This is a genomic window from Thermocatellispora tengchongensis (assembly GCF_014202315.1).
In the GTDB taxonomy this organism is placed as follows: domain Bacteria; phylum Actinomycetota; class Actinomycetes; order Streptosporangiales; family Streptosporangiaceae; genus Thermocatellispora; species Thermocatellispora tengchongensis.
On sequence record NZ_JACHGN010000004.1, the window covers coordinates 51,703 to 63,879 of the forward strand.

The 12,177-nt window shown below is 74.6% G+C and carries 13 protein-coding genes; 3 read left to right on the forward strand and 10 right to left on the reverse strand.

Translation table 11 applies throughout. From position 1 onward, the window contains the following. Window positions 1-6: 6 nt before the first annotated feature. The 3 genes from HNP84_RS09605 to HNP84_RS09615 are packed head-to-tail and all read right to left on the reverse strand — an operon-like array spanning window position 7 to window position 3,061. The gene (locus HNP84_RS09605; RefSeq protein ID WP_185049097.1) at window positions 7-756 is read right to left on the reverse strand and encodes an SDR family NAD(P)-dependent oxidoreductase; all 750 of its coding nucleotides are present in this window, start codon (window positions 754-756) and stop codon (window positions 7-9) included. Continuing rightward, window positions 756-1,904, reverse strand: a complete 1,149-nt coding sequence (locus HNP84_RS09610) for an acyl-CoA dehydrogenase family protein (RefSeq protein WP_312924220.1) — start codon at window positions 1,902-1,904, stop codon at window positions 756-758. The genes HNP84_RS09605 and HNP84_RS09610 overlap by 1 nt, the downstream gene beginning before the upstream one ends. Then, on the reverse strand, window positions 1,901-3,061 hold the full coding sequence (locus HNP84_RS09615; protein ID WP_185049098.1) for an acyl-CoA dehydrogenase family protein: 1,161 nt from the start codon (window positions 3,059-3,061) through the stop codon (window positions 1,901-1,903). The genes HNP84_RS09610 and HNP84_RS09615 overlap by 4 nt, the downstream gene beginning before the upstream one ends. Before the next feature lie 78 nt (window positions 3,062-3,139). On the opposite strand from HNP84_RS09615, the gene HNP84_RS09620 reads away from it, so the two are divergent. Genes HNP84_RS09620 through HNP84_RS09630 form a run of 3 tightly spaced genes read left to right on the forward strand, consistent with a single transcriptional unit; the run spans window position 3,140 to window position 5,925 of the window. Further along, window positions 3,140-4,321 (forward strand): thiolase family protein, encoded by a 1,182-nt coding sequence (locus HNP84_RS09620; RefSeq protein ID WP_312924223.1) that lies wholly within the window; start codon window positions 3,140-3,142, stop codon window positions 4,319-4,321. Window positions 4,322-4,355: 34 nt separating this feature from the next. Next, window positions 4,356-5,114, forward strand: coding sequence for an SDR family NAD(P)-dependent oxidoreductase (locus tag HNP84_RS09625; protein WP_185049099.1), 759 nt, complete (start codon window positions 4,356-4,358; stop codon window positions 5,112-5,114). Window positions 5,115-5,148: 34 nt separating this feature from the next. Then, the gene (locus HNP84_RS09630; RefSeq protein ID WP_185049100.1) at window positions 5,149-5,925 is read left to right on the forward strand and encodes a crotonase/enoyl-CoA hydratase family protein; all 777 of its coding nucleotides are present in this window, start codon (window positions 5,149-5,151) and stop codon (window positions 5,923-5,925) included. A 69-nt stretch (window positions 5,926-5,994) separates the two neighbouring features. Here the strand turns inward: HNP84_RS09630 and HNP84_RS09635 are convergent, their stop codons facing one another. The 7 genes from HNP84_RS09635 to HNP84_RS09665 are packed head-to-tail and all read right to left on the reverse strand — an operon-like array spanning window position 5,995 to window position 12,177. Next, on the reverse strand, window positions 5,995-6,879 hold the full coding sequence (locus tag HNP84_RS09635) for an HpcH/HpaI aldolase/citrate lyase family protein (protein WP_185049101.1): 885 nt from the start codon (window positions 6,877-6,879) through the stop codon (window positions 5,995-5,997). A gap of 21 nt (window positions 6,880-6,900) precedes the next feature. Beyond that, window positions 6,901-7,284, reverse strand: coding sequence for a Zn-ribbon domain-containing OB-fold protein (locus HNP84_RS09640; RefSeq protein WP_185049102.1), 384 nt, complete (start codon window positions 7,282-7,284; stop codon window positions 6,901-6,903). Between the two features lie 14 nt (window positions 7,285-7,298). Then, window positions 7,299-8,468: a thiolase family protein gene (locus tag HNP84_RS09645; RefSeq protein WP_312924229.1), complete on the reverse strand. Its 1,170-nt coding sequence runs from the start codon at window positions 8,466-8,468 to the stop codon at window positions 7,299-7,301. Next, window positions 8,465-8,899, reverse strand: coding sequence for a hotdog family protein (locus HNP84_RS09650; RefSeq protein WP_185049103.1), 435 nt, complete (start codon window positions 8,897-8,899; stop codon window positions 8,465-8,467). The genes HNP84_RS09645 and HNP84_RS09650 overlap by 4 nt, the downstream gene beginning before the upstream one ends. Next, complete coding sequence (locus HNP84_RS09655) at window positions 8,896-9,486, reverse strand: PaaI family thioesterase (protein WP_185049104.1); 591 nt, start codon at window positions 9,484-9,486, stop codon at window positions 8,896-8,898. Before HNP84_RS09655 ends, HNP84_RS09650 begins: the two co-directional genes overlap by 4 nt. Beyond that, window positions 9,483-11,969: a CaiB/BaiF CoA-transferase family protein gene (locus HNP84_RS52735; RefSeq protein ID WP_185049105.1), complete on the reverse strand. Its 2,487-nt coding sequence runs from the start codon at window positions 11,967-11,969 to the stop codon at window positions 9,483-9,485. Before HNP84_RS52735 ends, HNP84_RS09655 begins: the two co-directional genes overlap by 4 nt. Next, entirely contained in the window at window positions 11,962-12,177 is a 216-nt protein-coding gene (locus HNP84_RS09665; protein ID WP_185049709.1) for a ferredoxin, read from the reverse strand. Before HNP84_RS09665 ends, HNP84_RS52735 begins: the two co-directional genes overlap by 8 nt.

Below are 12,177 nucleotides of genomic sequence, written 5' to 3' on the forward strand. Positions count from 1 at the left end.
AAGTCCTCACAGCTTGCCCGACTCGCCGCCGTCGACGACGAACGTGGCCCCGGTGGTGAACGACGACAGCGGCGAGACCAGCAGGCAGGCCAGCGGCACCAGCTCCTGCGGCTCGGCCATCCGCCCGGCCGGGATGCGGGCGACCCTGCGCCGCAGCAGATCGGGCGACTCCAGCACCGCCTTTTGCGCCTCGGTGCTGAACGCGCCCGGCGCGATGGCGTTGACCTGGACGTTCTTGGCCGCCCACTCCGCGGCCAGCGCCTCGGTCATCCGGATCACCGCGCCCTTGGAGGCGGAGTAGCCGACCAGCATGGGCTTGCCGCGCACGCCGGTGGTGGAGGCGACGTTCACGATCCGGCCGCCGCCCTGGGCGATCATGTGCCGTCCGGCGGCCTGGGCGAGCAGCATCGGCGCGATCACGTTGACCGCGAGCGTGTCCTTCCACACCGCGGGGTCCTGGTCGGCGAACTTGCCCGCCGGGGCGATCCCGGCGTTGTTGATCAGGCCGTCGATGCGGCCGTGCCGGGCGACGACCTGGCCGGGCAGGGCGGCGACCTCGGCCTCGTCGCGCATGTCGGCCGCGATCGGGGTGATCCGGCCGCCGCCCTCGGCCGCGACCTCGCGCAGCCCGTCGCGGGAGCGCGCGGCGGCCACGACGTACGCGCCCTCGGCCGCGAGCGCGAGCGCGATGGCGGCGCCGAGGCCCCGGCTGGCGCCGGTGACCAGGACGACGGTGTCGCGCAGCCGCAGATCCATCAGGAGACCCCCTTCGCCAGGCGGCGCGCGAGGGAGTCGAGCAACACCTCGGTCGCGCCCTCGTAGACCCGCAGCGGGCGGGCGTTGCGGTACAGCCGCTCGATCTTCGAGCCGCGGATCAGGCCGAAGCGGCCCATGGCCTGCACCGAGCGGTCCACCACCCGGCCCGCGGCCTCGGTGGCGCTCACCTTGGCGATCGAGGAGAAGTCCAGGTGGGCCAGGGGGTCGGTCCGGGCCAGCGACGCGGCCCGGTACGTGATCGCGCGCGCGGTCTCGACGTCCACCCAGGACTGCGCCAGGTTCTGCCCGACCGCCCCCAGGCCGATGAGCGGCCCGCCGAACTGCTCGCGGGTGGTGGTGTGGCGCAGGGCCTCGTCCAGCGCGGCCTGGGCCAGCCCGACGGCCGAGCCCGCCACGGTGACGCGGAAGACCGCGAGGGTGCGCAGCATCAGCGAGAACGCCTTGCCGGGCGCGCCCAGCCGGTTGGCCTCGGGCACCAGGACGTCGTCGAAGGTCAGCTCGCCCAGGATGTGCGGGGCGATCAGGCCGGCGCCGGGCGTCACGGTCAGGCCGGGGGCGTCGGCGGGCACCAGGGCCATGGAGTAGCCCTCGCCCTCGCGGCCCAGCACGCAGTAGAAGTCGGCGGCGCCGCCGTTGGTGATGAACGACTTGCGCCCGCTCACCCGCAGGCCGCCGGGCTCGGCGCGTACGGTCGTGGTGACCGCGCGCAGGTCGGAGCCGACCTCCGGCTCGGTCAGGGCCAGCCCGGCGACGGCCTCCAGCCGGGCCACCCGGGGCAGCCAGGCGCGCTTGAGCGCCTCGCCGCCGCCCACGGTCAGCGGGTAGCTGCCGACGCCCTGCATGCCGAACAGCGAGTCCAGGTGGGCGGAGGCGTACATCAGGGCCTCGCGCACCACCGCGATGGTCAGCGGGTCGAGCACGTCGTCGCGCCCGCCGTACGCGGCGGGAACGACGCAGGCGGCCAGGCCGCTGCCGCGCAGCGCCTCCGCGACGCCCCGGTGGATCTCGGTGCACTCGTCGGCCTCGGCCGCGAACCCCTCCACCTGGGCCGCCACGTCGCGGGCGACCCGCTGGATCTCGCGGTGCCTGGGGCCCAGCTCGAAGATCGGCTCGTCCACGGCGCTCACGCCCGCTGGTCGAATCGCCGGCCGAGCAACTCGGAGACGATCCTGATCCGCTGCATCGTGGGCGTGCCGCCCGCGATGGCCCAGCCGTGGGCGTCGCGGTGCAGCCGCTCGATGCCGTACTCCTCGGTGTAGCCGTTGCCGCCGTGGAGCTGCATCGCCAGGTCGGAGACCCGCTTGGCCATCTCGTTGGCGGTGCACTTGGCCAGCGACACCTGGAGCGGGTCGGGCAGGCCGGTGCCGGCCGCGGCGGCGGCGCGCTGGATGAGCAGGCGCGCGGCCTCGACCTGGAGCAGCATGTCGGCGAGGGTCACCTGCACGCTCTGGAACTCGATCAGCGGCTTGCCGAACTGCTCGCGCTCCTGGACGTAGGCGATCGTGCGGTCCAGCGCCGCCTGGCCGATCGCCAGGCTCATGGTGGCGTTGCCCAGCCGCTCGATGGAGAAGACCGTGAACAGCTTGCCGAAGTCGCCCGCGGGCACCACGACGTTCTCCTCGGGCACGAACACCCCGTCGAAGATCACGTCGGCGGACGGGATGCCGCGAAAGCCCATCAGCCGCTCCTGCTGGCCGAAGGAGAGGCCGGCCATGCCCTTCTCCACCACCAGCGCGCCGATGCCCTTGGCCCCCGGCGCGTCGCTGAGCCGGGCGTAGACGAGGTACTGGTCGGCCTCGCCGCCGTTGGAGATCCACCGCTTGGTGCCTTCGAGCAGGTAGCCGCCGTCCACCGGCTTGGCGAGGGTGCGCATGTCGGTGGCGGCCGAGCCGGCGTCGGGCTCGGAGATCGCCACGGCCATGGTCTTCTCACCGCTGATGATGCCGGGCAGCCAGCGCTCGCGCTGCTCCTCGGTGCCGAGGTGGCCGATCACCTGGGCCGGCCCGGTGTTGGCCTCGAAGACCTGGAACGCGGCGGGACGGCACTGCTTGGCGAACTCCTCGATCACCGCCAGCGCCTCGGCCAGCGGGGCGCCGGAACCGCCGTAGCGCTCGGGATGGGCGATGCCGAGGAAGCCCAGCTCGCCCAGGCGCCTGCGCTCCTGCACCGGCAGCGGGCGCCGGTGGACGTCCAGGTCTTCCGCCATGGGCGCGTAGACCTCCTCGGCGACGCGGGCCGCCAGAGCACGGATCTCCTCGTGCCCGTCGGCTGAGTAAGCGGTCACGCACACTCTCCTGCTCGTTGCTTTCGGTCGTTACAGATGAATATCATGATAAGCAATACCCTGGAAAGGAGGTAGCCCGTGAGCGTGGAAGTCGTGGTCGTGGACGCGGTCAGGACCCCCATGGGCCACGGCAGACCGGGCGGCGCGCTGGCCGGGGTGCACCCGGTGGACCTGCTCGCGCAGACCCTCGCCGCACTCCTGGCGCGCACCGGCGTGGACCCGGGCATCGTGGACGACGTGCTCATCGGCTGCGTGTCGCAGGCCGGCGAGCAGTCGGCGACCCCGGGCCGGATGGCCTGGCTGGCGGCCGGCCTGCCGGCCCACGTGCCCGCCGCCACCATCGACCGCAAGTGCGGCTCCGGCCAGCAGGCCGTCCACTTCGCCGCCCAGGCGATCATGGCGGGCTGCTGCGACATCGTCGTCGCGGGCGGCGTGGAGTCGATGAGCCGGGTGCCGATGGGCTCGGCCCGGATGGACGCCGACCCGTACGGCGCGGGCGTGGCCGCCCGGTTCGCCCCCGGCCTGGTGCCTCAGGGCGTGGCCGCCGAGCTGGTGGCCGCCCGGTGGAAGCTGAGCCGTACCGAGATGGACGAGTACGCCGTGCGCTCGCACGAGCTGGCGGCGCGCGCCCGCGACGCGGGCGCCTTCGACCGCGAGATCGTGCCCGTGGACACCCCGTCCGGCCGGGTGACCCGCGACGAGACCATCCGCCCCGGCAGCACCGTCGAGCGGCTGGCGGAGCTGCGGCCCGCCTTCGCCCGCGACGACCTGGCCGAGCGGTTCCCCGAGATCGACTGGAGCGTCACCGCGGGCAACTCCTCCCAGATCACCGACGGCGCCGCCGCCCTGCTGCTGATGAGCCGGGCCAGGTGCGAGGAGCTGGGGCTCACCCCCCGCGCCCGGATCGGGTGGATGGCCGCGTGCGGGGACGACCCGCTGCTCATGCTGACCGCGCCGATCCCCGCGACCCGCATGATCCTGCGCCGCTCCGGGCTGAGCCTGGACGAGATCGGCCACATCGAGGTCAACGAGGCGTTCGCGTCGGTCCCGCTGGCCTGGATGGCCGAGTTCGGCCCCGACCCGGCCGCGGTCAACCCGCGCGGCGGCGCCATCGCCCTGGGCCACCCCCTCGGGGCGTCCGGCGCCCGGCTGATGACCACGATGCTGCACGCGATGGAGGACGAGGGCCACCGCTACGGCCTCCAGCTCATGTGCGAGGCGGGCGGCATGGCCAACGCGACCATCATCGAGCGCCTGTAGCCGAGCGGGCCAGGCGGAAGCGGAGGAAGTGAGTTTGGACGTCAACGGAGCCTCGGTCCTGGTCACCGGCGGCGCCTCCGGCCTGGGGGCCGCGACGGCGGAGCGCCTGGCCGGGCTCGGCGCGCACGTGGTGATCCTGGACCTGCCCGAGTCGCCCGGCGAGGCGGTCGCCGGGAAGCTGGGGGCCCGGTTCGCGCCCGCCGACGTGACCGACCCCGCCGGGGTCGAGGCGGCCCTGGACCTGGCCGAGCGGGCCGCCCCGCTGCGCGCGCTGGTGCACTGCGCCGGGCGCGGCGGCCCGGTGCGCCTGGTGGACCGCGACGGCAACCCCGGCTCGCTGGAGACCTACGAGCGGATCGTCCGCGTCAACCTGATCGGCACCTTCAACGTGCTGCGCCTGGCCGCCGCCCGCATGGCCCGCAACGAGGAGGTGGAAGGCGAGCGCGGCGTGTGCGTGCTGACCGCGTCGGTGGCCGCCTGGGAGGGCCAGATCGGCCAGATTCCGTACGCCTCCGCCAAGGCCGGGGTCGTCGGCATGACCCTGGTCGCGGCGCGCGACCTGGCGTCCAAGAAGATCCGCGTCACCACGATCGCGCCCGGCCTGTTCGACACCCCCATCCTGGCCAGGCTGCCCGAGGAGGTGCGCGAGTCGCTGGGCCGCTCGGTGCCGCACCCGAACCGGCTCGGGGCCCCGGAGGAGTACGCCGCGCTGGCCCAGCAGATCATCGAGAACAGGATGCTCAACGGTGAGACCATCCGGCTCGACGGCGCGTTGCGCATGGCCCCGCGCTGAGTCCGGAGCGGGAGACCCGACCAAGGAGACACGGATGACCGAGACGGGCGAGCGGGAGCTGATCGTGGAGCGGCGCGGGCGGGTGCTCGTGCTGACCATGAACCGGCCCGCGAGCAGGAACGCCATGTCGATGCGCATGGCGCACGAGATCGCCGACGCCCTCACCGAGCTGGACGAGCGCGACGACCTGAGCGTGGGCGTGATCACCGGCGCCGGCGGCACGTTCTGCGCCGGCATGGACCTGAAGGGCTTCGCCCGCGGCGAGCGCCCGATCGTCGAGGGCCGCGGCTTCGCCGGGCTGACCCGGCGGCCCCCGGTCAAGCCGCTCGTCGCCGCGGTCGAGGGGTACGCGCTGGCCGGCGGGTTCGAGATCGTGCTCGCCTGCGACCTGATCGTCGCCTCGCGGGAGGCGAAGTTCGGCCTGCCCGAGGTCAAGCGGGGCCTGACGGCGGCGGCCGGCGGGCTGATGCGGCTGCCGGAGCGGGTGCCGTACCACCTGGCCATGGAGCTGGTGCTGACCGGCCGCATGTGGCCCGCGACCGAGGCGCACGAGGTGCGGCTGGTGAACCGGCTCACCGAGCCGGGCGGGGCCCTGGACGGCGCGCTGGAGCTGGCCGGGGAGGTCGCGGCGAACGCCCCGCTGGCGCTGGCGGCGTCCAAGCAGGTCATGGTGCGCTCGGCGGACTGGCCGCTGGACGAGCGGTTCGACCGCCAGGAGGAGTACGCCGGCCCGGTGCGCGAGTCGGCCGACGCCAAGGAGGGCGCGCTCGCCTTCGTGGAGAAGCGCGCGCCGCGGTGGACCGGCCGCTGAGACACGACGAGGACACCACGCCGGGGCCGTCGCCCCCCGATTGCCGGGGGCGACGGCCCCGGCGTCTTCTCAGCGCTCGCCGCGCACCAGGCGGGCGCGGGCCAGCCAGTCGCGGGCCTTGTCCGCGTGCGCGAGGTCGATGTGCTGGCCGCGGAACCGGACGGCGCCCCGGCCCTCGGCCACCGCCTCGTCCATCGCCGCGACCATGGCCTCGTAGTAGGCCACCTCGTCGTCGCCGGGCGTGAACACCTCGTTCACGACCGGCACGTGCGAGGGGTGGATGACGATCTGGCCGCGGAAGCCGAGCTGGAGGCCGTAGTCGGCGAAGGCGCGCAGGCCCTCCAGGTCGGCCAGGTCCTCCCACAGCGCGGTCAGCGGGTGCAGGCCGTGCTGACGGCAGGCCAGCAGGATGCGGCTGCGCAGGTAGAGCGACTCGCTGCCCTCCTGCGACCAGCGGAAGCCGACCGCGCGGGCGATGTCGGCGTGCCGCGAGGTCGGGCCGATCATCGCGCCGACGCGGGGCGAGGCCGCGGCGATCTCCATGCAGTTGGTGATCGCGTCCACGGTCTCGACCGGGACGATCATCTCCAGGCCGGCCGCGCCGTTGCGGGCCTCGAAGCAGTCGATCAGCGCCTCCCAGCGCACCACGTCGGCGGCGGTCCTGATCTTCGGGGTGAACAGGCCGGTCAGCGCCGGGCAGACCACCGCCTCCAGGTCGGCCCCGGCGAGCCGGGTGGCCAGCGCGTTCGGCCGTACGAACAGGCCGATGCCGGGGTGCCCGGCGCGCACCTCCTCCACGGTCCGCCGAACGGTGCCGCGGGCGGCCTCCTTCAGGCCGTGCGGCACCGAGTCCTCCAGGTCCAGCACGATCGCGTCGGCGCCGGCGGCCACCGCCTTGCGCGCCCAGTCGGGCCGGTGCCCGGGGACGAACAACACCGATCGGTACGGATGCATCGGGCGTCTCCTCACCGCTCGCTAGGCGTGCAGCAGGCCGACCGGCATGGCCTCGCCGCCCTCGGGCCGGGCGAAGCCGATCCGCACCGGCATCCCGGCCGCGACCTCGGGCCCCTCGGCGTCGGTGAGGCGCACCGTCAGCCACGGGCCCTCGGCCAGCTCCACCAGGCCGATCACGGTGCCCGGGGCGTCGCGGCCCGGCAGCACGGTCCAGCTCACCAGGTGGCCCCGGCCGCCCGACTCGCGCCACTCCAGGTCGGCGGCCCCGGTGTGCCCGCACACCAGCGCGTCGGGCTCGGACCACATGCCGCTGCTCGGCGAGTAGCGCAGCAGCAGGACGCCCCGGGCGGCGGCGTCGAAGAAGGGCGCGGACCGCTCGTCGCGCTCCACCGGGGTCAGGGTCATCTCGGCTCCCATGGTCAGCGGGCCTTCGGGTGCGGGCTGAGGATGAGCGTGGAGTGGAAGTCGAGCACGCCGCCGTTGCCGCTCACCATGATCAGGTCGCGCTTGGCGACCTGGCGCGCGCCGCCCTGGCCGCGCGCCTGGATCACCGCCTCCGACAGCGGCGTCATCCCCCACATGTAGTACGACGAGAGCTGGCCGCCGCCGGTGTTGGTCGGGTGGCTGCCGCCGGGCGCGAGCGCCCCGCTCGCCGCGAACTCCCCGCCCTCGCCCTTGGCGCAGAACCCGTAGTCCTCCAGCGTGATCAGCGTGGTGAAGGTGAAGCAGTCGTAGATCTGCCGGATGTCGATCTCCGCCACGCCCACCCCGGCCATCTTCAGCGCGTCGGCGCCCGACCGGGCCGCGCCGGTGACCAGGCCGAAGTCACTGCCCCGGTGGGCGGGGTAGCCGGGGTGGGCCTGCCCCCAGCCCCACACGTGCACCGGCGGCTGGGCCAGCGCGGCGGCGCGGTCGGCGCTGGTCACGATCACCGCGATGGCGCCGTTGCTCACCAGGCAGCAGTCCAGCAGCCGCAGCGGGTCGGCGATGCGGCGGGAGCTCTGGTGGTCCTCCAGCGTGATCGGCTCGCGCATCTGGGCCAGCGGGTTCAGCGCCGCCCACTGCCGGGCGGCCACCGCGATGGCGCCGAGCTGCTCGCTGGTGGTGCCGTACGTCTCCATGTGCCGCCGGGCCGCCATGGCGTAGCGGGCGGGGGCCGTCTTCAACCCGGCGGCGGCCGGGAGCGAACCGAGCCCCCGCATGGCCCGGCCCGCCCCCGAGTACGCGGCGCCGCTGCCGGCGCCCTGCTTCAGCGGCGCGTCGGCGTAGACGCAGGCCACCACGTCGGCCATGCCCGCCTCGATGGCCATGGCAGCGATCTGCACCATCTGCCCGGCCGAGGAGCCGAAGCCCTGCACGGTGGTCAGCAGCCGCAGGTCGCGTAGCCGCAGCGTGGCCTGGAGCCGCAGGTCGGTGTCGTTGCCGATGCCCGGGTTGACGAGCAGGCCGTCGATGTCGGCCGGGGCCAGCCCGGCGTCGGCGGCGGCCCGCGAGACCGCCTCCAGGGCGAACTCCGCCGGCGTCCTGCCGTACACCTTGCCCAGCTCGGTCATGCCCAGGCCCGCGATGGCCGCACGTCGCGCGCTCACTTCAGCCCCTCCGTCCGGCGCGGCAGGACGACCTCGACGACGCCCGGCCCCACCGTGATCCCGTTGCCGTTCTCGCACCGGATGGCCACCTCGACCACCCCGGTCTCGCCCTCCAGCCGCTTGGCGGCGACGTGCGCGCGCACCCACATGGTCTCGCCGGCGTAGTTGAACGCCTTCATGCGGAAGTCGCGGATGGCGCGCATCGTGCCCTCCTCCCCCATCCAGTCGCGGACGCACCGCTCCCAGGCGCCCAGCAGGAAGGAGGTGTTGGCGTACATCTCCTGGGCGCCGGTGCGCCGGGCGTACTCGGAGTTGTGGTGGATGGAGTTGAAGTCGCGGTTGGCGCCCGCCGCCATCACCAGGCGGTAGACGTTCAGCGGGTACTCGACCTCGGCCAGCTCCTCGCCGACCGTGACGTCCTCGTACTTCACTCGTCCCCCTCGGTCTTCGGCACGTATGCGTAGGTGCCGATCCGGATGCGCGCGACCACCTCGCCGTCCTCGGTCACGATGTCGCTCTCCCACTTCAGGAACGCGCCCCGGCCCACCGAGGTCTCCTTCGGGGTGCACGACAGCAGCCGGTTGGAGCGGCGGCCGATGCGCTCGCCCGCGGTGACCGGGCGCAGGAAGTCCAGCGCGATGTCCGTGGCGAAGAAGCCGGTGGTCTTGGGGCCGAGGGTCATCTCCTGGTTGTTGATCGGGCTGCGCACCGGCTGGGCGTCGCGGTCGGCGCTGTCGAACAGCCGCTCGCCCGGCCGCCACATCGGCGGGATCGTCCAGGCGACCACGCCGGTGTAGGGCATGGTGACGTCGGCGAACCCGGCGGCGCGGGCCGCCTCGGGGTCGGTGTGCAGCGCGCAGTCCAGCTCCAGCGGCTCCAGGTAGCGGCGGATCGCGCCGCGCTCGACCGCGTCGGCGCCCATGCGGGTCTCGGGGGCGAAGTCACGGCCGACGGCGTCGATGACCGGCTGCCACTCCGCCTTCCAGTCCGCCTTCGAGTCCGCCTCTGGCCCTGTCATCGGAGCACTCCCCCCTCCGTCAGCCGGGACACGCGCTCGTCCGGGTAGCGCAGGATGTCCCGCAACACGTACTCGTTGTCCTGGCCGAGCGTCGGGGCCGCGCGCTCCGGGCCGCCCGGCGTCTCCGACAGCAGGTACCTCGGCCCCTCGACCACCGCCTCACCGTGCAGCGGGTGCGGCAGCCTGCGCAGGTGGCGCCGCTGCGCGAGCTGCGGGTCGGCCGCGATGTCGGCGCTGGACGCCGACACGTGCGCGGGCACGCCCCGCGACTGCAGCAGCTCCTCCACCTCGCGCGCCTTGCGGCCGGAGGTCCAGGCGGCGATCTGCCCGTCCAGGAAGGCCGCGGCGGCACGGCGTCCGGCCGCGGTGGCCAGGTCGGCCCGCGCGGCCAGGTCGGGCCGGTCCAGCGCCTCGGCGAGCCGCCGCCACTCGGCGTCGTCGCGTACGGCGACGGCCACGAACCGGTCGGCCCCCTGCTCGGGCAGGCACGGGTAGACGCCGTGCGGGGCGAAGCGCTCATCGGCGTTGCCGCGCCGCCGCGCCACGGTGCCGTCGGCGCCGTAGTGCGCGATCTGCGGCGACAGGAAGAACACGCCCGCCTCGACCTGCGCCACGTCGATGTGCCGCCCCTCCCCCGTACGCCGCCGGTCCTCGATCGCGGCCAGCAGCGCGGCCAGGGCGAGCCTTGGGCCCACGTAGTCGGTGTAGGGGCCGAACGGGCCGAACGGCAGCGCGTCCTCCCAGCCGACCAGGTTCTGAAAGCCGCTCAGCGAGGCCCCGACGTTGCCGTACCCGGCCAGGCCGGACCACGGGCCCGACTGGCCGGCGATGGAGGTGCTGAGCATGATCAGCGAGGGGTTCTCCCGGGACAGGCTCGCGTAGTCCAGCCCCCATTTGGCCATCTGGCCCGGCGAGAAGGACTCCACGACGACGTCGGCCCGGCGGGCGAGGTCGCGCACGACCTGCTTGCCCTCCTCGGTCTTCAGATCGACGGTCATGCCGAGCTTGCCGGCGTTGCAGTTGCCGTACAGGGCGGAGTTCTCCACGCCGGCGACGCCCCGGTAGAAGGGCTGCATCAGCCGCGCGGTCTCCACCCGCCGGCTCGACTCCACCCGGATCACCTCGGCGCCGAAGTCGGTCAGCGCCCGGCCGATCAGCGGCCCGGCCACCACCCAGGACAGGTCGAGCACCCGCAGCCCGTCCAGCGGCGGGGCCGGGGACAGGTCCCCGGCGGGCGGGTGGGGCGAGGGCGTCGCTTCCGCGGGCGGCTGGGGTGGGGCGGCGTGCCACTCGGCCAGGACCTCGGCGGTGTGCTCGCCGAGGGCGGGCGCGGAGCGGCGCACGCGCGGCCCGGCCCCGCCGCTGACCCGGGCGAAGGAGCCGGGGACGCGGACCCGCTTCCCGCCGGCGTCCACCTCCGCCCAGAAGCCCCGGCTCTCCAGATGCCCGGCCGCGCAGATGTCGGCCACGTCGTAGATCGCCATGCACAGCAGCCGGTGCTCGATCGCCGCCTGGACGATCTCGGCCTTGGTCCGGCCGGCCAGGAAGGCGCGCACGGCCGCGCGGGCCCGGTCCAGGTCGGCCGCGGTCAGCTCGCCGGTCTCCAGCCGGGCGGGCAGGACCCGCCAGTCCCAGGCGGCGATGTCCGCCTCCACCGCGCCCTCGGCGGCCAGCCAGCGGAACAGGTTGTTGGTGAACGCGCCCGAGGCGGGGCCCATGGACAGGTGCAGCTCGACCAGGCCGTCCCGGCAGCGCCACTTCTTCAGGCTGTTCGGGGTCGCGGCACCGCTGCCGCTCTGGTCGCGTCCGGCCACCGGCTCGCGGTGCCACTCCGGCTGGGCGTCGCCGACGGAGTGGGCCAGCACCCGGGCCAGGGTGGCGGTGCCCACGGCGGCCTGCGCGGAGACGTCCACGACCTGGCCGCGTCCGGTGCGCGCGCGGGCCAGCAGCGCCAGCAGGGCCCCGGCGGCGGCGTCGGCGCCCGCGTGCAGGTACGCCTGCGGCACGCTGATCCGCAGCGGCGGCCGGTCGCCGTCGCGGTGCGGGTCCAGCGGGCCGCCCGCGGCCCACACGATCAGGTCGCTGTCGGCGTACCCGGCCTTCGGGCCCGTCCAGCCGAAGGCGCTGATCGCCACGTACACCAGGTGCGGGCAGGCCGCGCGCAGGGTCTCGGGGTCCAGGCCGCGCTCGCGCAGCCAGGCGGGCGGCATCGAGGTGACCAGCACGTCGGCGCGGCGGGCCAGCTCGGCCAGCTCGGCCCGGCCCGGCTCGGCGTCCAGGTCGAGCACGATGCCGCGGCGGCCGGCGGCGTACGCGTGCCAGTACATCGACGTGCCGCCGGCGGTGAGCGGAGGCGCGAGGCGCGCGGGGGACCCGCCGGGCGGCTCGACCTGGACCACGTCGGCGCCGAGGTCGGCGAGCAGCCGCCCGCACATCAGGCCGCGCTCGTCGGTCAGGTCGAGGACGCGCAGGTGCTCAAGCATCGGCCCGCGCGTGCTCCAGGATCGAGATCGCGCCCTCGGGGCAGGCGTCGGCGGCGTCGCGCGCCTGGCCGAGCAACCCCTCGGGGATCTGCAGGGTCTGCCCGCACTGCGCGACGTACCCCTGCTCGTCGTCGGAGAGCAGGTCCTCGGCCACCGCGTAGCACCGGCCGTGTCCCATGCACCTGCCGGCGTCGATGGCGATGTACAC

Coding starts and splice junctions, on each gene's coding strand:
- HNP84_RS09605 (WP_185049097.1), bottom strand. CDS start 756: ATGGATCTGCGGCTGCGCGACACCGTCGTCCTGGTCACCGGCGCCAGC.
- HNP84_RS09630 (WP_185049100.1), top strand. CDS start 5,149: ATGACCGAGACGGGCGAGCGGGAGCTGATCGTGGAGCGGCGCGGGCGG.
- HNP84_RS09655 (WP_185049104.1), bottom strand. CDS start 9,486: ATGACAGGGCCAGAGGCGGACTCGAAGGCGGACTGGAAGGCGGAGTGG.
- HNP84_RS09635 (WP_185049101.1), bottom strand. CDS start 6,879: ATGCATCCGTACCGATCGGTGTTGTTCGTCCCCGGGCACCGGCCCGAC.
- HNP84_RS09640 (WP_185049102.1), bottom strand. CDS start 7,284: ATGACCCTGACCCCGGTGGAGCGCGACGAGCGGTCCGCGCCCTTCTTC.
- HNP84_RS52735 (WP_185049105.1), bottom strand. CDS start 11,969: ATGCTTGAGCACCTGCGCGTCCTCGACCTGACCGACGAGCGCGGCCTG.